This is a genomic window from Agromyces mediolanus (assembly GCF_014648575.1).
GTDB classification, from domain to species: domain Bacteria; phylum Actinomycetota; class Actinomycetes; order Actinomycetales; family Microbacteriaceae; genus Agromyces; species Agromyces mediolanus.
The window spans coordinates 1,958,126-1,979,566 of the sequence record NZ_BMRJ01000001.1 but is presented as its reverse complement, the minus strand read 5'-3'; the positions used below and the strand labels follow the sequence as shown (position 1 = coordinate 1,979,566).

Annotated in this window: 18 protein-coding genes; all 18 read right to left on the bottom strand. The window is 72.7% G+C overall.

The annotated features are described in order from the left end of the window. Nucleotides 1-25: 25 nt before the first annotated feature. A complete protein-coding gene (gene pyk, locus IEY71_RS09400; protein ID WP_189084930.1) occupies nucleotides 26-1,441 on the bottom strand; it encodes a pyruvate kinase in 1,416 nt (471 codons plus the stop codon). Nucleotides 1,442-1,508: 67 nt separating this feature from the next. Continuing rightward, the gene (locus tag IEY71_RS09395; RefSeq protein ID WP_189084929.1) at nucleotides 1,509-2,966 is read right to left on the bottom strand and encodes a glutamate synthase subunit beta; all 1,458 of its coding nucleotides are present in this window, start codon (nucleotides 2,964-2,966) and stop codon (nucleotides 1,509-1,511) included. Nucleotides 2,967-3,019: 53 nt separating this feature from the next. After that, nucleotides 3,020-7,594 (bottom strand): glutamate synthase large subunit, encoded by a 4,575-nt coding sequence (gene gltB, locus IEY71_RS09390; RefSeq protein ID WP_189084928.1) that lies wholly within the window; start codon nucleotides 7,592-7,594, stop codon nucleotides 3,020-3,022. A gap of 109 nt (nucleotides 7,595-7,703) precedes the next feature. Further along, nucleotides 7,704-8,690 carry a prolipoprotein diacylglyceryl transferase gene (gene lgt / locus IEY71_RS09385; RefSeq protein WP_229781609.1) on the bottom strand — a complete coding sequence of 329 codons (987 nt, stop codon included), beginning with the start codon at nucleotides 8,688-8,690 and terminating at the stop codon, nucleotides 7,704-7,706. Nucleotides 8,691-8,749: 59 nt separating this feature from the next. Next, nucleotides 8,750-9,535: a tryptophan synthase subunit alpha gene (gene trpA, locus IEY71_RS09380; RefSeq protein ID WP_189084927.1), complete on the bottom strand. Its 786-nt coding sequence runs from the start codon at nucleotides 9,533-9,535 to the stop codon at nucleotides 8,750-8,752. Then, nucleotides 9,535-10,740, bottom strand: coding sequence for a tryptophan synthase subunit beta (trpB, locus tag IEY71_RS09375; protein WP_189084926.1), 1,206 nt, complete (start codon nucleotides 10,738-10,740; stop codon nucleotides 9,535-9,537). The genes trpA and trpB overlap by 1 nt, the downstream gene beginning before the upstream one ends. A 1-nt stretch (nucleotide 10,741) precedes the next feature. Then, nucleotides 10,742-11,512, bottom strand: a complete 771-nt coding sequence (trpC, locus tag IEY71_RS09370; protein WP_189084925.1) for an indole-3-glycerol phosphate synthase TrpC — start codon at nucleotides 11,510-11,512, stop codon at nucleotides 10,742-10,744. 2 nt (nucleotides 11,513-11,514) lie between these two features. Then, on the bottom strand, nucleotides 11,515-11,745 hold the full coding sequence (locus IEY71_RS09365) for a DUF6704 family protein (RefSeq protein ID WP_189084924.1): 231 nt from the start codon (nucleotides 11,743-11,745) through the stop codon (nucleotides 11,515-11,517). Between the two features lie 31 nt (nucleotides 11,746-11,776). After that, a complete protein-coding gene (locus IEY71_RS09360) occupies nucleotides 11,777-12,478 on the bottom strand; it encodes a Trp biosynthesis-associated membrane protein (RefSeq protein ID WP_189084923.1) in 702 nt (233 codons plus the stop codon). Beyond that, on the bottom strand, nucleotides 12,475-14,004 hold the full coding sequence (locus IEY71_RS09355; RefSeq protein ID WP_189084922.1) for an anthranilate synthase component I: 1,530 nt from the start codon (nucleotides 14,002-14,004) through the stop codon (nucleotides 12,475-12,477). Before IEY71_RS09355 ends, IEY71_RS09360 begins: the two co-directional genes overlap by 4 nt. Next, a complete protein-coding gene (gene hisI / locus IEY71_RS09350) occupies nucleotides 14,001-14,381 on the bottom strand; it encodes a phosphoribosyl-AMP cyclohydrolase (protein WP_189084921.1) in 381 nt (126 codons plus the stop codon). Before hisI ends, IEY71_RS09355 begins: the two co-directional genes overlap by 4 nt. After that, nucleotides 14,378-15,139 (bottom strand): imidazole glycerol phosphate synthase subunit HisF, encoded by a 762-nt coding sequence (gene hisF / locus IEY71_RS09345; protein ID WP_189084920.1) that lies wholly within the window; start codon nucleotides 15,137-15,139, stop codon nucleotides 14,378-14,380. The genes hisI and hisF overlap by 4 nt, the downstream gene beginning before the upstream one ends. Before the next feature lie 10 nt (nucleotides 15,140-15,149). Next, nucleotides 15,150-15,989, bottom strand: a complete 840-nt coding sequence (hisG, locus tag IEY71_RS09340) for an ATP phosphoribosyltransferase (protein WP_189084919.1) — start codon at nucleotides 15,987-15,989, stop codon at nucleotides 15,150-15,152. Between the two features lie 44 nt (nucleotides 15,990-16,033). Further along, nucleotides 16,034-16,297, bottom strand: coding sequence for a phosphoribosyl-ATP diphosphatase (locus IEY71_RS09335; RefSeq protein ID WP_189084918.1), 264 nt, complete (start codon nucleotides 16,295-16,297; stop codon nucleotides 16,034-16,036). Nucleotides 16,298-16,306: 9 nt separating this feature from the next. Further along, the gene (rpe, locus tag IEY71_RS09330; protein ID WP_189084917.1) at nucleotides 16,307-16,975 is read right to left on the bottom strand and encodes a ribulose-phosphate 3-epimerase; all 669 of its coding nucleotides are present in this window, start codon (nucleotides 16,973-16,975) and stop codon (nucleotides 16,307-16,309) included. Nucleotides 16,976-17,005: 30 nt separating this feature from the next. Further along, a complete protein-coding gene (locus IEY71_RS09325; protein WP_189085163.1) occupies nucleotides 17,006-18,376 on the bottom strand; it encodes a transcription antitermination factor NusB in 1,371 nt (456 codons plus the stop codon). Nucleotides 18,377-18,488: 112 nt separating this feature from the next. Beyond that, complete coding sequence (gene fmt, locus IEY71_RS09320; protein ID WP_189085162.1) at nucleotides 18,489-19,424, bottom strand: methionyl-tRNA formyltransferase; 936 nt, start codon at nucleotides 19,422-19,424, stop codon at nucleotides 18,489-18,491. A 60-nt stretch (nucleotides 19,425-19,484) separates the two neighbouring features. Further along, the gene (locus tag IEY71_RS09315; RefSeq protein ID WP_189084916.1) at nucleotides 19,485-21,440 is read right to left on the bottom strand and encodes a primosomal protein N' family DNA-binding protein; all 1,956 of its coding nucleotides are present in this window, start codon (nucleotides 21,438-21,440) and stop codon (nucleotides 19,485-19,487) included. Nucleotide 21,441: the final 1 nt, after the last annotated feature.

The window sequence follows — 21,441 nt, the reverse complement described above, 5'->3', positions numbered from 1 at the left end:
CGGGCCCGCCGCAGGGTCATCGGGCCTAGAGGACCTCGCCGACCTTGTGCACGCGCACGTCGTTCGTCGTGCCGGGGATGCCGGGAGGGGAACCGGAGACGATGACGACCGTCTCGCCCTCCGCGGCCCGACCCGACTTCGCGAGCGCCTCGTCGACCTGCTCGACCATCTGGTCGGTGTGGGTGACGCGCTCGACGACGAAGGTGTCGACGCCCCAATAGAGCGCCATGCGTCGGCGGATCGCCTGATCCGGCGTGAACGCGAGGATCGGGATGTCGCTGCGCAGGCGGGCCATCCGGCGGGCGGAGTCGCCCGACTCGGTGAACACGCACAGGTACTTCGCGTCGACGAAGTCGGCGACCTCGACCGCGGCCGCGGTGATCGCGCCGGACTGCGTGCGCGGCTTCGTGCCGAGCGGCGGGACGCGCTCGAGGCCGTGCTTCTCGGTCGACTCGACGATGCGCGCCATGGTCTGCACCGTGATGACGGGGTACTCGCCCACGCTCGTCTCGCCGGACAGCATGACCGCGTCGGCGCCGTCGAGCACCGCGTTCGCGACGTCGCTCGTCTCGGCGCGCGTCGGCACCGGGCTGTGGATCATCGACTCGAGCATCTGCGTCGCGACGATGACGGGCTTCGCGAGTCGACGGGCGATCTCGACCGCCCGCTTCTGCACGATCGGCACGGCCTCGAGCGGCAGCTCGACGCCGAGGTCGCCGCGGGCGACCATGATCGCGTCGAAGGCCTCGATGATGCCCTCGAGGTGGTCGACCGCCTGCGGCTTCTCGATCTTGGCGATGACCGGCACGCGCCGGCCGACCTCGTCCATGATCTCGTGCACGCGGACGATGTCCTCGGCGTTCCGCACGAAGGAGAGCGCGATGAGGTCGGCGCCGAGCTCGAGGCCCCAGCGGAGGTCGGCCTCGTCCTTCTCGGAGAGCGCCGGGACGTTCACGGCGACGCCGGGAAGGTTGATGCCCTTGTTGTTCGAGACCGGGCCGGCGACGACGACCTTGGTGGTCACGACCACGCCGTCGGTCTCGACGACCTGCACGCGCACCTTGCCGTCGTCGATCAGCAGGAAGTCGCCGGGCGCCACGTCCTGCGGCAGGCCCTTGAACGTCGTGCCGACGAGCTCCTTCGTGCCCACGACGTCCTCCGTCGTGATCTTGAAGATGTCGCCCTCGGCGAGCTCGTAGGGTCCGCCCTCGAACTTGCCGAGACGGATCTTCGGGCCCTGGAGGTCGACCAGCACCGCCACGGCGCGACCGGAGTCGTTCGCCGCCTTGCGGACGTTCTGGTAGACCGCCTCGTGCACGTCGTACGTGCCGTGGCTCAGGTTCATGCGGGCGACGTCGACGCCCGCATCGATGATCGCTCGGATCTGTTCATAGCTCGATGTCGCCGGCCCGAGGGTGGCGACGATCTTCGCTCGTCTCATATTCGTATGTGCTCCCAGGTGTTCCGCGCGAACGCGGTGCGGTGCCGGCGGCTCGCGCCGCCGACGCTCAGACGGAGAAGGCGCGAGCCGTCGCAGGGATCGGGCTCGGCAATCTCGTGTCCCCTTCAAGGTACCGGTCGACGGCCGCCGCCGCCGCCCGGCCCTCGGCGATCGCCCACACGATGAGCGACTGCCCGCGACCGGCGTCGCCCGCGATGAAGACGCCGGGCTGCTCGGTCGCGTACTGCGCGTCGCGGGCGAGAGCGCCGCGGTCGGTCACGCCGAGCTCGAGCTGCGGCTGGATGGTCTCGGTCTCCGGCCCGGTGAAGCCGAGGGCGAGCAGCACGAGGTCCGCCGGGATCTCGCGCTCGGTGCCCGACTTCGGCACCCGGCGTCCGTCGACGAACTCGGTCTCGGCCACGCGCACGGCGCGGAGTTCGCCCGCGTCGTTCGCGAGGAACTCGACGGTCGACACGAGGTACTCGCGCGTGCCGCCCTCCTCGTGCGCGCTCTGCATCTCGAAGAGGGTCGGATGCATCGGCCAGGGCTGCGCCGCGCTGCGCGCCTCACCCGGCTGCCGGCCGATCGCGAGGTTCGTCACGCTCAGCGCACCCTGGCGGTGCGCGGTGCCGATGCAGTCGGCGCCGGTGTCGCCGCCGCCGAGGACGACCACGTGCTTGCCCTCGGCGCTGATCTGGTCGAAGACCGGATCGCCGGCGGCCGCGCGGTTGCCCTGCACGAGGTACTCCATGGCGAAGTGCACGCCCGGCAGGTCGCGTCCGGGGATCGGCAGATCGCGCGGGACCATCGCGCCCGTCGCGACCACGACGGCGTCGTAGCGCGAGCGGAGCTCGTCCCAGGAGATGTCGGTGCCGATGTCGACGCCCGCGCGGAAGCGGGTGCCCTCGGCCGTCATCTGCGCGAGGCGCTGGTCGAGGTGGCGCTTCTCCATCTTGAAGTCGGGGATGCCGTAGCGCAGGAGGCCGCCGATGCGGTCGTCGCGCTCGAAGACCGCGACCGTGTGGCCCGCGCGGGTGAGCTGCTGCGCGGCGGCGAGGCCCGCGGGCCCGGAGCCGACGACGGCGACGGTCTTGCCGGTCAGTCGGCCGGGCGGCTGCGGCTGCACCCAGCCGTTGCCGAAGGCCTGGTCGATGATCGAGACCTCGACCTGCTTGATCGTGACGGCCGGCTGGTTGATGCCGAGGACGCACGCCGACTCGCACGGGGCCGGGCAGAGCCGACCCGTGAACTCCGGGAAGTTGTTCGTGGCGTGCAGCCGCTCGATCGCGGCGCGACCCTCGCCGCGCCACATGAGGTCGTTCCACTCCGGGATCAGGTTGCCGAGCGGGCAGCCCTGGTGGCAGAACGGGACGCCGCAGTCCATGCAACGGCCGGCCTGCCGGCGCAGCTGGGCGGAGTCGCCCGGCTCGTAGACCTCTTTCCAGTCCATGATCCGCACCGGAACGGGGCGCCGCTTGGGCAGCTCCCGTTCGGTGACCTTCAGAAAGCCCTTCGGGTCAGCCACCCGTCACCTCCATACCGCTCGTGTTGCCGTTCGGATTCGTGTTCGCGATCGTCTCAGCCACCCGTCACCTCCAGGATGCGGGTCCAGACGATCTCGCCGTCGGGGTCGAGCCCCTCGTCGACGGCGCTCTGCCGCGTGCGGAGCACCGCGGCGTAGTCGCGCGGGAGCACCTTGGTGAAGCGGTCGAACGCCGCGTCGCCCTGCTCGAGGAGGGAGGCCGCGACCGCGGAGCCCGTCTCGGCGAGGTGCTGCTCGAGCAGGTCGCGCACGATCTCGCGGTCGGCCGAACCGAGCGCCAGGAGCTCCAGCTCGCCGTTGGCGAGCGATTCACGGTTGACCAGGGCCTCGTCGAGACCCAGGACGTACGCCGTGCCGCCCGACATGCCCGCACCGAGATTGCGTCCCGTGGCGCCGAGGATCAGCGCCAGCCCGCCCGTCATGTACTCGAGCGCGTGGTCGCCCACGCCCTCGACGACGGCGGTGGCGCCCGAGTTGCGCACCAGGAAGCGCTCGCCCACGATGCCGCGGATGAACATGCTGCCCTGGGTCGCGCCGTAGCCGATCACATTGCCGGCGATGACGTTGCGCTCGGCGGCGAAGCTCGCCGTCGGCGCGGGGCGCACCACGATGCGTCCGCCCGAGAGGCCCTTGCCGACGTAGTCGTTGGAGTCGCCCTCGAGCCGCAGCGTGATGCCGGCCGGGAGGAACGCCCCGAGCGACTGCCCGGCCGAGCCGGAGAGCGTGATCTCGATGGCCCCCTCGGGGAGGCCGTTCGCACCGTGCCGCGCGGTGACCTCGTGGCCGAGCATCGTGCCGACGGCGCGCTCGGTGTTCTTGATCGGCAGCTCGATCTCGACGTGGCCGCCCTGCTCGAGCACCTGGCGGGCCCGGGCGATCAGCTCGTTGTCGAAGTGCTCCTCGAGCTCGTGGTCCTGCTCGCGGCCGTGCTTGCGCGGCTCGGCGTCGGCGAAGTCCGGGCCGATGAGCACGGGCGTGAGATCGAGGCCCGAGGCCTTCCAGTGCGAGACCGCGCGGTCGACGTCGAGGAGCTCGCGGCGGCCGATGATCTCGTCGATCGAGCGGAAGCCGAGCGCCGCGAGGTGCTCCCGCACCTCCTCCGCGATGAACTCGAAGAAGTTCACGACGAACTCGGGCTTGCCCGTGAAGCGCTTGCGCAGCTCCGGGTTCTGCGTCGCGACGCCGACGGGGCAGGTGTCGAGGTGGCAGACGCGCATCATGATGCATCCCTCGACCACGAGCGGCGCCGTGGCGAAGCCGAACTCCTCGGCCCCGAGCAGGGCGCCGATGATGACGTCGCGGCCGGTCTTGAGCTGCCCGTCGACCTGCACGACGACGCGGTCGCGCATGCCGTTCAGCATGAGCGTCTGCTGCGTCTCGGCGAGACCGAGCTCCCAGGGGGTGCCCGCGTGCTTCAGCGAGTTCAGCGGGCTCGCGCCGGTGCCGCCGTCGTGGCCGGACACCAGGATGACGTCGGCGAGGGCCTTGGCCGTGCCGGCGGCGACCGCGCCGATGCCCGACTGGCTCACGAGCTTCACGTGCACGCGCGCCTTCGGGTTCGCGCGCTTCAGATCGAAGATGAGCTGCTTCAGGTCTTCGATGGAGTAGATGTCGTGGTGCGGCGGCGGCGAGATCAGGCCGACGCCCGCGGTCGCGTGCCGCGTGCGCGCGACCCACGGGTACACCTTCGTCGGCGGCAGCTGACCGCCCTCGCCCGGCTTCGCGCCCTGCGCGAGCTTGATCTGGATGTCGTCGGCGTGCGTCAGGTACATGCTCGTCACGCCGAATCGGCCGGAGGCGACCTGCTTGATCGCGCTGCGCCGCTCGGGGTCGAGCAGCCGGTCGAGGTCCTCGCCGCCCTCGCCCGTGTTCGACTTGGCGCCGAGCCGGTTCATCGCGATGGCGAGCGTCTCGTGCGCCTCCTTCGAGATCGAGCCGTAGCTCATCGCGCCGGTGGAGAAGCGCTTCACGATCGACGACACCGGCTCGACCTCGTCGAGCGGCACCGGCGGGCGCACCCCGCTGCGGAGGGCGAACAGACCGCGGAGCGTCATGAGTTCCTCGGCCTGCGAGTCGACGAGATCGGTGTACTCCCGGAACACGTCGTAGCGACGGTTGCGCGTCGAGTGCTGCAGGCGGAACACGGTCTCGGGGTTGAAGAGGTGCGGCGAGCCGTCGCGGCGCCACTGGTACTCGCCACCCGTCGCGAGCCGCTCGTGGGCGCGCACGGCGACGTCCTCGGGGTACGCCTCGGTGTGCCGGCTCAGGTTCTCGGCCGCGATGACGTCGATGCCGATGCCGCCGAGCTTCGAGGTGGTGCCCGTGAAGTACTCGTCGATGAACTCCTGCGAGAGGCCGATGGCCTCGAAGGCCTGCGCCCCCGCGTAGGAGGCGATGGTCGAGATGCCCATCTTCGACATGATCTTCAGCACGCCCTTGCCGAGCGCCTTGATCACGTTGTGCACCGCGTCCTCCGGGCTCACCCCGGTGATGACGCCGGAGCGCACGAGGTCCTCGCACGTCTCCATCGCGAGGTACGGGTTCACGGCGGAGGCGCCGTAGCCGATGAGGAGCGCGACGTGATGCACCTCGCGCACGTCGCCCGCCTCCACGATGAGCCCGACGCGCATCCGCGTCTCCGCCCGGATGAGGTGGTGGTGCACCGTCGAGAGCATGAGCAGCGACGGGATCGGGGCGAGGTCCTTGTTGGAGTCGCGGTCGCTCAGCACGATGAAGGAGGCGCCCTCGGCGATCGCCTCGTCGACCTCGCGGCAGATCGCGGCCAGGCGGTCGCGCAGCGCGTCGGGGCCCTCGTCGAAGCGGTAGGTGCCGCGGATCGTGACCGTCGTGCGCGAGCCCGGCATCGGGTCGATGTGCACGATCTTCGCGAGCTCGTCGTTGTCGATCACCGGGAAGTCGAGCGAGACCTGCCTGGCATGCTCCGGGCCGGCCGTCAGCAGGTTGCGCTCCGGCCCGAGCCCCGTGCCGAGCGAGGTCACGACCGCTTCGCGGATCGAGTCGAGCGGCGGGTTCGTCACCTGGGCGAACTGCTGCGTGAAGTAGTCGAACAGCAGGCGCGGGCGCTGTGCGAGCACCGCGATCGGCGTGTCGGAGCCCATCGCCCCGAGCGGCTCCTGCCCCGTGCGCGCCATCGGCGCGAGCAGGATCTTCACCTCTTCCTCGGTGTAGCCGAAGGTGCGCTGGCGGCGGTTCACCGAGGCCGGCGGGTGCACGATGTGCTCGCGCTCCGGGAGGTCGGCCAGCCGGATGCGGCTCTCGTCGAGCCACTCGCCCCACGGCGCCGCGGCGGCGAGCTCGCGCTTGATCTCGTCGTCCTCGATGAGCCGGCCGGCCTCGGTGTCGACGAGGAACATGCGACCCGGCTGCAGGCGGCCCTTGCGGACCACGCGGGACGGCTCGATGTCGAGCACGCCGATCTCGCTCGCCAGCACGACGAGGCCGTCGTCGGTGACGAGGTAGCGGCCGGGGCGGAGGCCGTTGCGGTCGAGCGTCGCTCCGACGAGTGAGCCGTCGGTGAACACGATCGCCGCGGGGCCGTCCCACGGCTCCATGAGCATCGAGTGGTACTCGTAGAAGGCGCGGCGCTCGGCATCCATGCCGGCCTGATTCTCCCAGGCCTCCGGCACCATCATCATCACGGCGTGCGGGAGGCTGCGCCCGGAGAGCGTGAGCAGCTCGACGACCTCGTCGAAGGAGGCGGAGTCGCTCGCGCCAGGCGTCACGATCGGCAGGATCGGGTCGAGCTCGCCGAGGAGCTCGGATTCGAGCTGCGACTGCCGGGCCCGCATCCAGTTGCGGTTGCCCTGGATCGTGTTGATCTCGCCGTTGTGCGCGATCATGCGGAACGGCTGCGCGAGCGGCCACGAGGGGAAGGTGTTCGTCGAGTAGCGCGAGTGCACGAGCGCCAGCTTCGACGCGAAGCGCTCGTCGGAGAGGTCCGGGTAGAACGGCTCGAGCTGGAGCGTCGTGACCATGCCCTTGTAGACGAGCGTGCGCGCCGACAGCGAAGCGAAGTACAGCTCGAGCTCCCGCTCGGCGCGCTTGCGCAGCCGGAAGGTGAGCCGGTCGAGCGCGATGCCGGCGACGGCTGGCGCCCCCTCGGCGTTCGCCGCTCGCACATAGAGCTGCTGCACGGCGGGCATCGCCTGACGGGCGAGCGTGCCGAGCTGCTCGGGCCGCACGGGCACCTCGCGCCAGCCGAGGACCGTCAGGCCCTCTTCGGCGGCGAGCCGGGCGAGCGACTGCTTGATGCGGCTGCGCGAAGTGGGGTCGACCGGGAGGAAGGCGTTGCCGACCGCGTACTCCCCCGCCGCGGGCAGCGGGAACTCGGTCACCGCTCGCAGGAACTCGTCGGGGATCTGGGTGATGATGCCCGCGCCGTCACCGGTGCCGGCGTCGGAGCCGATGGCCCCGCGGTGCTCCAGGTGACGCAGCGCGTCGAGCGCCGCGGTAATGATGTCGTGCCCGGCGGTGCCGCGGAGCGTCGCGACCATCGCGAGCCCGCAGGCGTCTTTCTCGGCGGCTGGGTCGTACAGGCCCTGTGCGGCCGGCACGGTGCCGAACCGCGAGAAGGGAGGGGTGAGCGACACGGGAACCGTCCTCTCAGCAAGCGGAAAAGGAGGGGACGCCGTCGGCCCTTCGCAAGGGATCTGCACGGCACGAGGTGCGGCGCCGCTGCGGGAGAACGGGGACTGACTCCTAGACGGAGGACGAGCGGCCTGGGCTTGTGGCGGCCGACTCAGGGGCGTTCTCGGACTCGACGCCGTCGTCGAGCGAGTCCGATTCGGACTCGATTTCGTCAGAGTCTACAACAGCATCGGGCCGCTGCCATTCACGGCCCGGTGCGTAGACGCTCGGCTCCAGCCCGGTGTGCCGGCGCGACTGCACGATCAGCAGGATGACGCCGATCACGACGGCCGCGAAGGACGCCCAGACGTTCGAGCGGATGCCGAAGAGCATCTCGCTCGGGTCGACGCGGATGGACTCGAGGAACGAGCGCCCGAGGCCGTACCAGATGAGGTACATCGCGAAGGCCTTGCCCCAGCGCAGGCCGCCCTTGCGCTCGAGGAGCAGGATCACGGCGACGCCGGCGAGGTTCCAGATGATCTCGTAGAGGAACGTCGGGTGGAACAGCGTGCCCTCGGGCAGGCCCTGCGGCCACGCCGGGTTCGAGTACTCGATCTCGAGGCCCCAGGGCAGATCGGTCGGCGAGCCGAACAGCTCGTGGTTGAACCAGTTGCCGAGCCGGCCGACGGCCTGGGCCACGAGGAGGCCCGGCGCGAGCGCGTCGGCGAAGGAGAGGAAGCGCAGGCCCGTGATGCGGCACGCGATGAGCACGCCGACCGCACCGCCGATGAGCGCGCCGTAGATGGCGTTGCCGCCCTCCCAGATCGCGAAGATCTTCCACCACTCCTGGCCGGCGAAGTAGTCGTTCGGGTGGGTGAAGACGTGGTAGAACCGCGCGCCGATGATGCCGAGGGGCACCGCCCAGAGCGCGATGTCGAGCACGATGCCCGGCTCGGCGCCGCGCTTCGTGAGCCGGCGCGAGGTGATGATGACCGCGAGGATGATGCCGAGCAGGATCCACAGCGCGTAGGTGTGGATGTTGAGCTGCCACCCGAAGAGGTTGAGCTCGAAGACCTGCCACGAGTAGTCCGGGCTCGGGATGCTGAACGGTGCGATCACGCCGTCGACTGCCTTTCGTCAGGTGGTGCGGCCGCCACGGCGGCCCACATGAGCGTACTTCACTGCGGGCGCGTGCCGCGCGCGAGCTCGGCCGCGAGCCGGCCGGCGGCCTCGGCGCCGCCCTCGGCGACCGCCGCGACGAGCGCGGAGCCGACGATGGCGCCCTCGGCGTACTCGAGCACCTCGGCGACCTGCGCCGCGGTCGAGATGCCCACGCCCACGCAGGCGGCCTCGGCGCCCGCGTCGTGCAGCCGCGACACCAGCGTGCGGGCGGCGCGGTCGACGTCGGAGCGCGCGCCCGTGATGCCCATCGTCGAGACGGCGTAGACGAAGCCGCGGCTCGCCTCCACGGTCTTGACCAGGCGGGCGTCGGTCGACGTCGGCGCGGCGAGGAACACCCGGTCGAGGCCGGTGCGCTCGGTGGCGGCCAGCCAGTCGGCCCCCTCGTCGGGGATCAGGTCGGGCGTGATGAGCCCGGCTCCCCCGGCGGCGGCGAGCTCGTCCGCGAAGCGGTCGACCCCGTACTGCACGACGGGGTTCCAGTACGTCATGATCAGCACCGGGGCATCCGTGCGCTCCGTGATGCGGCGCACCGCCTCGAAGCCGTCCGCAATGCGGAACCCGTTCTGCAGCGCCTGCTGCGTCGCCGCCTGGATGACCGGGCCGTCCATGACGGGGTCGGAGTACGGCAGCCCGAGCTCGAGCACGTCGACGCCGTTCTCGACCAGCGCCACGGCCGCCTCGACGCTCTCGTCGAGCGTGGGGAAGCCGACCGGCAGGTAGCCGATGAGCGCGCCGGCCGCCTCGCGATTGCGCCGGGCGATGACCTCGCCGACCGTCCGCATCACGCCTGCTCCCCGTCGTAGAGGCCGAAGTACTCCGCGGCCGTGTCCATGTCCTTGTCGCCGCGGCCCGAGAGGTTCACCAGGATGACGGCCTCGGGGCCGAGCTCGCGACCGAGCTCCAGCGCGCCCGCGAGGGCGTGGGCCGACTCGATCGCGGGGATGATGCCCTCGGTGCGGGTGAGCAGCCGCAGCGCCTCCATGGCGGCGGCGTCGGTGACCGGGCGGTACTCGGCCCGGCCGAGCGCCGCGAGCCACGAGTGCTCTGGCCCCACGCCCGGGTAGTCGAGGCCGGCGGAGATCGAGTGCGACTCGATGGTCTGGCCGTCCTCGTCCTGCAGCAGGTAGCTGCGCGCCCCGTGCAGCACGCCGGGGCGGCCCTTCGTGATGGTCGCCGCGTGCCGGGGCGTCTCGGCGCCCTCGCCGCCCGCTTCGAAGCCGATGAGCCGAACGTCGGCGTCGTCGAGGAAGGCGTGGAAGATGCCGATCGCGTTCGAGCCGCCGCCCACGCAGGCCGCCACCGCGGTCGGCAGTGCGCCGGTCAGCTCGAGCACCTGCGCCCGCGCTTCCTCGCCGATGATCTTCTGGAAGTCGCGCACCATCTCGGGGAACGGGTGCGGACCGGCGACCGTCCCGAAGACGTAGTTCGTCGTCTCGACGTTCGTGACCCAGTCGCGCATCGCGTCGTTGATCGCGTCCTTCAAGGTGCGCGAGCCGGTCTTCACGGCCACGACCTCGGCGCCGAGCAGGCGCATGCGGGCGACGTTGAGCGCCTGGCGCTCGGTGTCGACCTCGCCCATGTAGATCGTGCACTCGAGGCCGAAGAGCGCGGCAGCGGTCGCGGTCGCGACGCCGTGCTGTCCCGCGCCGGTCTCGGCGATCACGCGCGGCTTGCCGATCCGCTTGGTCAGCAGCGCCTGGCCGAGCACATTGTTGATCTTGTGCGAGCCCGTGTGATTGAGGTCTTCGCGCTTCAGGATGATGCGGGCGCCGCCCGCGTGCTCCGCGAAGCGGGGCGCCTCGGTGATGATCGAGGGGCGGCCGGTGTAGCTGCGGCCCAGCTCGGCGAGCTCCTCGTGGAAGGCCGGGTCGAGCTTCGCGAGCTCGTAGGCCTCGGAGAGCTCGTCGAGCGCGGCGACGAGGGACTCGGGCACGAACCGCCCGCCGAAGTCGCCGAAGTACGGACCGTGGGCGTCTCGGAGCGCCATGTCACACCGCCAGGAATGCAGAGAGGGTGGCCACCGGGTCGCTCGTGACGAGCGCCTCGCCGACGAGCACGGCGTCGGCGCCGGCCCGGCGGTAGTGCGCCACGTCGTCGGGCGAGAGCACCGCGGACTCCGCGACGCGGATCGCGCCGTCGGGGAAGCGGTCGACGAGCCGGCCGAACAGATCGCGGTCGAGCTCGAAGGTGTTCAGATCGCGCGCGTTCACACCGATCAGCTTCGCGCCGAGCGCGGCGGCGCGATCGAGCTCCTCGGCCGAGTGCGCCTCGACGAGCGCGGTCATGCCGAGCTCGGTGATGAGCGCGTAGAGCTCGGCGAGCGTCGCGTCGTCGAGCGCGGCGACGATCAGCAGCGCGAGGTCGGCGCCGGCCGCGCGGGCCTCGAACACCTGGTACGGCGTCGAGAGGAAGTCCTTGCGCAGCACCGGGAGCGCGACCGCCTCGCGGACCGCTTCGAGATCGTCGAGCGAGCCGCCGAAGCGGCGGCCCTCGGTGAGCACGCTGATCGCGCTCGCGCCGCCGAGCTCGTAGTCGCGCGCGAGCGCGGCCGGGTCGGTGATCGTCGCGAGCGCGCCCCGCGAGGGGCTCGAGCGCTTGATCTCGGCGATCACCTTCACCCGATCGGCCGGTCGCAGCGCCTCGAGCGCGTCGATGGCGGCCGGGCGCGCCAGCGCGGCGCGCTCGACCTCGGCGAGCGGACGAGTCTGCCGGCGCGCCTCGGCGTCGGCGACGGCGTTGGCCGTCAGCTCGGCGAGCACGGTCAGTGCGAGCTGACGGAGCTCTTGGCCCCGCCGACGCCGTAGCCGGCCTTGGCCAGCGCCCAGCCGACCAGTGCGCCGACGACGAGCAGGCCCGCCGAGGCCCAGACGAGCCACTCGAGCTCGAAGAAGAACGCGACCGTGCCGATCGTGAACGCGACGAGCATGATCACGACGGCCGTCCACGCCGCGGGCGAGTGTCCGTGGCCGGGGTCTGCGTGCTCAGTGGTCATGGTGCTCCTTCGTTGCGGGGTCTTGGCAAGTCTACCGGTCGGCCGCGCCGGGCTCGTCGCCCCGCGCGGTCGGCCGGTCGGGGTGGTCGTCAGGGTCGGCCTGCGCCTCGGCGGGCTCCTGGCCCTCACCGGTGGGGTCGTCGCCGCGGGTCAGCTCGTCCCACTCCTCGACGGCGCGGTCGCGGCTCGACACCGGTGCTGCTGCGCCATCCTGACGGAGCTTGGTGCTGCCGTAGCGGCTCGACGAGGCCGGCCACTTCGCGCCCGTCACGAAGACGAGCAGTGCGGAGAGCACGAGCAGGGCGCCGCCGGCGAAGGCGGCGAGCGGCCAGAGGCTCGCGTCGACGCTCGCCACGAGCGCGGCGGTCGGCTCCGCGCCTGCCACCCCGGTCGCTTCGGTCACCGCGGGGGCGACGGCGGCCACGGGGTCGCCGAGGGTGAGCGCCGCGGCGAGGACGACGCAGCCGCCCAGCAGGAACTCGAGCACGCCGAGCACGATCCGCAGGCCGGGGCCGGCGAGAGCGAGGGCGGCGGACAGCGCGAGGGCCGCGAGGCCGAGCGCCGCGAGCGCCGGCGAGGCGAGCTGCCCGCTCACCGCGATCGCCGTGCCGTCGCCGCCGGCACCGGCCACGAGGTGCAGCTCGAACCAGCTCTGGCTCCAACTCAGCATGGCGAGGCCGCCGCCGAGGATCGCCCCCAGGATGGCGGTGAGCTTCAACCGTCCCGGCGTCATGCGCCCACCCGCTGCATCGCGTTCGCCACCGCGACCGCCTTGAGCGGGGCCGCGGCCTTGTTCACGGACTCTTGGAACTCCGCCTCGGGCACCGAGTCGGCGACGAGGCCGCCCCCGGCCTGCACGCGGGCGACGCCGCCCTGGATGAGCGCGGTGCGGATGGCGATCGCGAGGTCGGCGTCGCCGCCGAAGCCGAAGTAGCCGACGACGCCGCCGTAGACGCCGCGCTGCGCGGGCTCGAGCTCGTCGATGATCTCCAGGGCGCGCGGCTTCGGCGCGCCCGAGAGCGTGCCGGCCGGGAAGGTCGCCCGGAACACGTCGACCGCGTTCCGCCCCGGCGCGAGGTCGCCCTCGACCGAGGACACGATGTGCATGATGTGGCTGAAGCGTTCGATGCGCATGAACTCGGTGACCTCGACGGAGCCGGCGACGCACACCTTCGCGAGGTCGTTGCGGGCGAGGTCGACGAGCATCAGATGCTCGGCGCGCTCCTTCGGATCCGCCTCGAGCTCGGCTTCGAGCGTGGCGTCCTCCTCCGGCGTCGCGCCCCGCGGGCGGGACCCGGCGATGGGGTGCGTGTAGACGCGGCCGTCCTCGACCTTCACGAGCGCCTCGGGCGAGGAGCCGACGATCCAGTACGGCTCCCCCGCGGTGTCCTCCAGGTGGAGCAGGTACATGTACGGGCTCGGGTTGAGGCTCCGCAGCACCCGGTAGACGTCGACCGGCTCGGCGGTGACCTCCTGCTCGAAGCGCTGCGAGATCACGACCTGGAACACGTCGCCGTCACGGATGTACGCCTTCGAGCGATCGACCGCGGCGAGGAAGTCCTCGCGATCGGTGCGGTGCCGGGGCGCCGCGGCGAGGCCGAGGTCGACCTGCGCCAGACGCGCCTCGGCCGGCTGCGCCAAACCGCCCTGCATGCGGTCGAGGCGCGCCTGCGCATCGGCCCAGAGCGTCTCGGCGTCGTCGACGCCGTCGTTCAGCGCCGAGGCGACGAGCTGCACGGTGCCCGTGCGGTGGTCGATGACCACGAGCTCGGAGACGAAGGCGAACGCCTGCGAGGGGACCCGGAAATCCGCGGGCGGCTGGTTCGGCAGCCGCTCGATCTGACGGATCGCCTCCCAGCCGATGAAGCCGACGAGTCCGCCGGTGAGCGGCGGCGCACCGGGCACGTCCTCCGTGGCCCAGCGCTCGTACAGCGCCTCGAGGGCGGCCAGCGGCGCGAGCTCGGCCGCCTCGCCGAGCGCACGCTCCCTGGGCAGCCCGTAGTCGAGCCACTCGACCTGCCCGTCGCGCTCGGTCAGCACGCCGTGCGAGGCGACGCCGACGAAGGAGTAGCGCGACCAGATGCCGCCCTGTTCGGCGGACTCGAGCAGGAAGCTGCCCGGTCGCCCCTCCGCGAGCTTCCGGTAGATGCCCACCGGCGTCTCGCCGTCGGCGAAGAGCTCCCGCACCACGGGCACCACACGGCGCCCGCCGAGGAGGGTCTGGAAGCCCTCGAACGTGGTCGTCGCCGTGCTCGTCATGCGTCGCCTCCCGCGGCGTCCGGCGCGTCGCCCACGACCACGGGCACCGGGTCGCCGTCGAAGCAGGTCCTGGTTCCGGTGTGGCACGCGGCGCCGATCTGCTCGACGCGCACGAGCAGGGTGTCCGCGTCGCAGTCGAGCGCGGCGGACTTCACGTACTGCGCGTGGCCCGAGGTGTCGCCCTTGCGCCAGTACTCCTGACGCGAGCGCGACCAGAACGTCACCCGGCCCTCGCTGAGCGTGCGGCGCAGCGCCTCGCGGTCCATCCAGCCGAGCATGAGCACCTCGCCGGTGTCCCACTGCTGGATGATGGCGGGCAGCAGCCCGTCGGCGTTGAACGCGGCCCGCTCGATCGCGGCATCCGTCGTGCTCGTCATCGCACGGTCCTCCCGTCGGCGGCCAGCGCCGCCTTCACCTCGCCGATCGTGATCTCGCCGTTGTGGAACACCGAGGCGGCGAGCACCGCGTCGGCGCCCGCGGCGATCGCCGGCGCGAAGTCCGAGACCCGCCCGGCCCCGCCCGACGCGATCACCGGCACGCTCGACAGCTCGTGCATGAGGGCCGTCAGTTCGAGGTCGAAGCCGGCCTTCGTGCCGTCGGCATCGATCGAGTTCACGAGCAGCTCCCCCGCGCCGAGCTCGATCGCCCGACGAGCCCAGTCGAGGGCGTCGAGCTCGGTCTCGGTGCGACCGCCGTGCGTGGTGACGACGTATCCGGAGGGCGTGCGCTCCGAGCGCTTCACGTCGAGCGAGAGCACCACGACCTGCGCGCCGAAGCGGTCCGCGATCTCGGCGACGAGCTCGGGCCGGGCGATGGCGGCGCTGTTCACGCCGATCTTGTCGGCGCCGTGGCCGAGCAGGCGCGCCACGTCCTCGGCGGAGCGCACGCCGCCGCCCACGGTGAGCGGGATGAAGACCTGCTCCGCGACCTGCTGCACCATGTCGTACGTCGTCGAGCGGTCGTCGACCGTCGCGGTCACATCGAGGAAGGTGAGTTCGTCGGCGCCCTGCTCGGCGTAGCGCGCGGCGAGTTCCACCGGATCGCCCGCGTCGCGCAGGTTCTGGAAGTTGACGCCCTTCACGACGCGGCCGGCGGCCACGTCGAGGCACGGGATGACCCGGACGGCGAGGCTCATCGCGCCGCCCTCACAACCGGGCCGCGTGGATCGCCGAGACGAGGATGGCGCGGGCGCCGATCTCGTACAGCGCGTCCATGACGTGGTTCATGTCGGTGCGCGGGATCATCACCCGGACGGCCACCCAGTCGGGGTCGTGCAGCGGCGAGACCGTGGGCGACTCGAAGCCCGGGGCGGCCGCGGTGGCCTGCTCGAGGTGCGCGACCGGGACGTCGTAGTCGAGCAGCACGTACTGGCGGGCGACGAGCACGCCCTGCAGGCGGCGCACGAGCGTGCCAGTGCCGGGCTTGTCGACGCCCGAGCCGATCAGCACGGCCTCGGACTGCAGGATGACCGGCCCGAAGATCTCGAGACCGGCCTTGCGCAGCGTGGAGCCCGTGGAGACGACGTCGGCGACGGCGTCGGCGACGCCCAGCCGCACGGCGGACTCCACGGCGCCGTCGAGCTTGACGAGCTTGGCGGTCACGCCGTGGCGGGCGAGGAAGTCGCCGACGAGACCCGGGTAGCTCGTGGCGACCCGCACCCCCTCGAGGTCCTCGAGCGTCGAGAAGCCGCCGGCGGGCGCCGCGAAGCGGAACGTCGAGTCGCCGAAGCCGAGCGAGGCGATCTCGGTCGCGTCGGACCCGGAGTCGAGCAGCAGATCGCGGCCCGTGATGCCGACGTCGAGGGCGCCGGAGCCGACGTACGTCGCGATGTCACGCGGGCGGAGGTAGAAGAACTCGACCCCGTTGCGCGGGTCGGCGGTGTGGAGGTCGCGCGGGTCTCGGCGACCGGTGTACCCCGCCTCCCAGAGCATCTGGGCGGCGGTGTCGGAGAGCGAGCCCTTGTTGGGCACGGCAATGCGGAGCATGTCCTGACTTTCGTGTCGACGGTTCGGATCGGGCATGGGCGCGATCACAGATGTCGGTACACGTCGGCCGGCTCGAGGCCCTTGGCCAGCATGAGCACCTGGAGGTGGTAGAGCAGCTGCGAGATCTCGCCGGCCGTCTCCTCGTCGCTCTGGTACTCGGCAGCCATCCAGACCTCGGCCGCCTCCTCAACGATCTTCTTGCCGATGGCGTGCACGCCGGCGTCGAGCTCGCGCACGGTGCCGGAACCCTCGGGGCGGGTCCTGGCCTTCTCGCTGAGCTCGACGAAGAGGTCGTCGAAGGTCTTCACCCTCCTAGGCTACCGGTGCGCGTGACCGTGCGACGACGCCGCCGCCCGCAGCGCCGCGATCTGCTCCTCGGGAACCCCGCGGAACACCGCGGAGCCCGCGACGAAAGTGTCCGCGCCCGCCTCGGCCGCGATGCCGATCGTGTCGACCGTGACGCCGCCGTCGACCTGCAGCCAGACGTCGAGGCCCGCGGCGCGCACGGCGTCGGCGACGAGGCGCAGCTTCGGCATCGTCTCGGGCATGAAGGACTGGCCGCCGAAGCCCGGCTCCACCGTCATCACGAGCACCTGGTCGAACTCGGGCAGCAGCTCGAGGTAGGCCTCCGCCGCGGTGCCGGGCTTCAGCGCGATGCCGGCGCGGGCGCCGATCTCGCGGAGCCGGCGGGCGAGCCCCACCGGGTCGGCGACGGCCTCGGCGTGGAAGGTGACGCTCGCCGCGCCCGCCTCGGCGTAGCCCGGTGCCCAGCGGTCCGGGTCGTCGATCATGAGGTGCACGTCGAGCGGGATCGGGCTGACCTGCTGCAGCCGCTCCACCATCGGCAACCCGAAGGTGAGGTTCGGCACGAAGTGGTTGTCCATGATGTCGACGTGCACGAGATCGGCCGTGGCGATGCGCCCGAGCTCGCGCTCGAAGTTCGCGAAGTCGGCGGCCAGGATGCTCGGATTGATGCGCGTCGTCATGGCTCGAAGCCTAGCGAGCGGCGGGGTGACTCACCCGACGCGGCGCACCAGGGCGATGAACATCGCGTCGGTGCCGTGGCGGTGCGGCCAGAGCTGCACGGTCTCGGGCTCGCCGGCGAGGTCGAGCTCGTCCCGTGCCACGGACGCGACGACGGAGCGGGTGTCGACCGGCTCGATGGCGCCGTCCCAGCGGCGCATCGCCGCGGCGAGCGTGCCGTGGGTCTCGCCCGTGTGCGGCGAGCACGTCACGTAGGCGAGCAGTCCGCCCGGCGCGAGCAGTTCCACGGCGTGATCGAAGAGCTCCCCCTGCAGGGCGGTGAGTTCGGCGACGTCGCTCGGCTGCTTGCGCCAGCGCGCCTCAGGACGGCGACGGAGCGCGCCGAGCCCGGTGCACGGCGCGTCGAGCAGGATCCGGTCGAAGCCGGCGGGCGCGTCCAGCTCGGCGGCCGCCACCGACCGGCCGTCGCCGACCCGCACGGGCACGTCGAGCGGCACGCCGGCGACGGCCTTGCGCACGAGTTCCGCGCGCGCCTCGCCGAGCTCGTTCGCGACGAGCTCGGCATCGGCCGCGAGCGCTTCGGCGGCCAGCACGGCCGTCTTTCCGCCGGGCCCTGCGCAGAGGTCGAGCCAGCGCTCCCCCGGCTCCACCGGGCGCGCCCGGCTGAGGGCGAGCGCCGCGAGCTGCGACCCCTCGTCCTGCACCCGCACCCGCCCCTCGTGAGCGGCGATGAGCTCGAACGGGTTCGCGGCCGTGAAGCCGATCGGCGAGAAGCGGTTCGGCGCGCCGAGCTCCGCCACCGGCTCGTCGCCGAGCCCGGGCAGCGCAACCAGGTTGACCCGCGGCGCGGCGTTGTCGGCGGCCAGGAGCGACGCCAGCTCCTCGGCTCGACCCTCACGCTCGAGCGCCTGCGCGAAGGCCCGCACGATCCACTCCGGATGACTCTCGAGCACCGCCATCCGTTCGAGCTCGCCGCCCGTCGTCTCGTCGGCGACCCAGCCGCGCCACTCCTCCGGCGTCGAGCGGGAGATGGTGCGCAGCACGCCGTTGACGAAGCCGCTGGCCGCGGGGGCGAGCCGCTTCGCGAGCACGACCTGCTCGTTCACCGCGGCGTGCAGGGGCACCCGGGTGGCGAGCAGCTGGTGCGCGCCGAGGCGGAGGATGTCGAGCACGACGGGATCGATGGCCGTGCGATCGCGCTCGGAGACGAGCTCGATGATGCGGTCGTAGTAGCCCTGCATCCGCAGGGTGCCGTAGGTGAGCTCGGTCGCGAGCGCCGCGTCGGCTGGGCTCAGCTTGGAGCGCTCGATGCGCTTCGGGAGCAGGAGGTTGGCGTACGCCTCGTCGTCGCGCACCGCCTCGAGCACCTCGTACGCGACGATCCGCGCGGGCGACACCCGCACCTGACGGGGCGCCGTCCCCCGCTCGCGTCCAGCGCTGCGCTCCTGCTTCCTGACCACCCGTCAACTGTACGGGCCCGGACCGGGGCCCGGCGACGCGGCGGACCGTCGACCGTCAGGCCTCGAAGCGGGCACCGGCCGGAAGCCCCCGCCCCCAGTCGGCCGCGGACATCGCGCCTCGCCCGGCCGGCTGGACGCGGACGAGCTCGATCGCCGCGTCGGCCGTGCCGACGAGGAGTCGCCGGCGCTCCGGCGCCAACTCTCCGGGCACCAGCGCGGCGCCCGCCTCGGGCGCCCCGCTCGGCTCGGCGAGGCGGGCCTCGAGCACCTTGACCCGCACGCCGTCGAGCATCGCCCATGCGCCCGGCTCCGGCGTGACACCGCGATACCGGTCGAGCACCCGGGCCGCGGGCTGCGTCCAGTCGAGCCGCCCGTCGTCGAGCGAGAGCTTCGGAGCGAAGCTCGGCTCACCGGACTGCGGCCGGGCCACCGCGGTCCCGTCGGCCAGCGCGTCGACGACCCCGGCCAGCAGTTCCGCGCCCTCGACGGCGAGCCGGTCGAGCGTCTCCCCCGCCGTCGCCAGCCGGTCGGCGGGTCGGCGGAGCGCGGCGAACACCGCGCCCGCGTCGAGCTCCGGAACGAGCTGGAACACCGCCGCGCCGTGCTCGTCGTCGCCCGCGATGATCGAGTGCTGCACCGGCGCCGCACCGCGCCAGGCCGGGAGGAGTGAGAAGTGCAGGTTGATCCAGCCGAGCCGGGGCGCGCTCAGCAGCGGCTCGCGGACGAGGCCGCCGTAGGCGACGATCACGCCGAGATCGGGCTCGAGGGCGGCGATCGACGCGGTCGCCTCGGCGTCCAGACGGGCCGCCTTGATCGTCGGCACGTCGAGCTCCGTCGCGGCGGCGGCGACGGGAGACGGGGTCAGCACGCGCTTCCGCCCGAGCGGGGCGTCCGGACGCGTCACGACGCCGACGAGTTCGTGCCGGGAGGCGGCGAGCCGTCGGAGGCTCGGGACGGCGGCGGCCGGGGTTCCGGCGAAGACGAGGCGCAGAGAGGTCACCCGGCCATTCTCCCGGATGCGCGGGAGGCGCCGCGCGGAGGCGGGACCGGCTCAGGGCACCTCCGGGTCGTCGAAGCGGACCCGGAGGATCGGCCGCTTCACCTGCCGACCCGCCACCGGCTTGCGCCGCTCGGTCGCCGCGCGGATCATCTCCGCCTCGAGCGTGCGGGCGACGGCGGCGCCCTGCCCGTAGTCGAAGCGCACGAGGGCGCGTTCGAGCCCCTCGTCCACCGGGACGGGCCCCAGCACGTCGACGCCCGGCACGGCCTCCGTGACGGCGTCGAGCGCCCGCGCGAGGCGCTCGCGCCCGCTCGTGACGCTCGCCACCCGGATCGCCGGCGGGAAGCGGAGGGTGCGCCGGGAGGCGAGCTCGTGCGCCGCCCACTCGGGCTGCCGCCAGGTCGCGAGCGCCGAGGCGAGCTCCCCGGCGACGCCGACGAGGAACACCGGCGCCCCGGGCGCGGCCAGCGCGGCGGCGTTCGACCACCAGCGCAGACAGTCCTCGGCCACCCGAAGCGTCTCGCGCAGCAGCATCCGCTCGCCATCGAGCAGCAGCACGGCCCGGTAGCCGCCCTCGGCGAACGGCTCGGCCCCCCGCGTGGCGACGATGAGCGCCGGCTCGGGTCCCACCCGCAGGACCGGCCGTTCGCCGTCGGACAGGATGACCCGGGTGCGCGGGAACGCCCGCCCGAGCTCCTCGGCCGTCCGGCTCGCCCCCACGGTCGCGGCGCGCAGCTTGGTGCCCTCGCAGACCGGGCAGCGCCACGCGCTCGCCGCAGTGCCGCAGAGCGTGCACACGGCGACGCCGCCCGAACGCGGAATCGCGAGCGGACCGCTGCACGCGGCGCACTTGGCCGGCTCGCGGCACCGGTCGCAGACCAGGAGCGGCGCGTTGCCGGGCCGGGCGACCTGCACCAGTACCGGGCCGAGCGCGGCCGCCTCCTGCGCCTCGCGCCAGGCGGCGGAGGGGATGCGGGCCGAGCCCGGTTCGGTCTGCGCCTGCCGCTCGGTGACGACGACCCGCGGCCGCACGGGCTTCTGCAGCGGGACCTCGTGCACCCAGCCGAGCTCGACCAGCCGTTGCACCTCGACGCTGCGGGTGTGGCCGGCGAAGAGGAGGGCGGCGCCCGACTGCTCCTGACGGATGAGGGCGGCGTCCCTGGGGTGCACACCGGGCGAGAGCGGCTCGTTCATGAGCCCGTCGCCGTCGTCCCAGAAGGCGATGAGACCGAGCCGGGCCGCGGGGGCGTACACGGCCGAACGGTTGCCGACGATGATGCGCGCGGCCTCGCCCGTCGCGTCGAGGAAGGCCCGGTAGCGCGCGGGACCGGTCTGCCGGGCGTCGGTGCGGAGCACGCGTCGCGCGTCGACGAGGGCCCCGAGCGCCGCCTCGAGCTGCTCCTGGTCGCGGTAGTCGGGTACCACGAGGATCGCGCTGCGATCGCTCGCGAGCACGTTCGCCGCCGCGAGGGCGAGTTCGCTCGCCCAGGCCCCCACCCAGGTGCCGTCGGGCAGCCGGACGGGGCGGGCGTCGGCCGCGAGAGCCATCCGCTCGCCCGTGGCGAGCCCGCGCGCGAGCGCACCCTCCGCGCCGCCGGGCGGAGCGGGCGGGTCGACGGGCAGCGGGCCGGGATCGGGCTCCGCAGTGAGCCAGGCGCGCTCGGCGCGCACGTACCGCCCCGGGATCGCGAGCCGCAGGATGTCGCTCGCATTGCCGGCGGCGCGGTCGGCCGCGGCACGCGCCAGCCGCCACACCTCCGGCGTGAGCATCGGCGCCTCGGAGACGACATCGTCGAGCTCGCTCAGCCGGCCCGCGAACTCGCTGTGGTCGCCGAGTTCGACGAGCCAGGCGTTCGCGATGCGCCCGCCGGTGCGGAGCGGCACCCGCACCCGCATGCCGGCGCGCACGACGTCGCGCAGCCGATCGGGCACCCGGTAGTCGAAGAGCTGGTCGAGCTGCGGGAGGGGCGAGTCGACGAGCACCCTGGCGACGAGGTCGCCCGCCATC

Bases quoted from the DNA above. Each gene is read 5' to 3' on its own strand.
- pyk (WP_189084930.1), bottom strand. From the start codon at position 1,441: ATGAGACGAGCGAAGATCGTCGCCACCCTCGGGCCGGCGACATCGAGC.
- trpA (WP_189084927.1), bottom strand. From the start codon at position 9,535: ATGCGGACGGTCGGCGAGGTCATCGCCCGGCGCAATCGCGAGGCGGCC.
- trpB (WP_189084926.1), bottom strand. From the start codon at position 10,740: ATGGCGCTCCGAGACGCCCACGGTCCGTACTTCGGCGACTTCGGCGGG.
- IEY71_RS09365 (WP_189084924.1), bottom strand. From the start codon at position 11,745: ATGACCACTGAGCACGCAGACCCCGGCCACGGACACTCGCCCGCGGCG.
- IEY71_RS09360 (WP_189084923.1), bottom strand. From the start codon at position 12,478: ATGACGCCGGGACGGTTGAAGCTCACCGCCATCCTGGGGGCGATCCTC.
- IEY71_RS09355 (WP_189084922.1), bottom strand. From the start codon at position 14,004: ATGACGAGCACGGCGACGACCACGTTCGAGGGCTTCCAGACCCTCCTC.
- hisI (WP_189084921.1), bottom strand. From the start codon at position 14,381: ATGACGAGCACGACGGATGCCGCGATCGAGCGGGCCGCGTTCAACGCC.
- hisF (WP_189084920.1), bottom strand. From the start codon at position 15,139: ATGAGCCTCGCCGTCCGGGTCATCCCGTGCCTCGACGTGGCCGCCGGC.
- hisG (WP_189084919.1), bottom strand. From the start codon at position 15,989: ATGCTCCGCATTGCCGTGCCCAACAAGGGCTCGCTCTCCGACACCGCC.
- rpe (WP_189084917.1), bottom strand. From the start codon at position 16,975: ATGACGACGCGCATCAATCCGAGCATCCTGGCCGCCGACTTCGCGAAC.
- IEY71_RS09315 (WP_189084916.1), bottom strand. From the start codon at position 21,440: ATGGCGGGCGACCTCGTCGCCAGGGTGCTCGTCGACTCGCCCCTCCCG.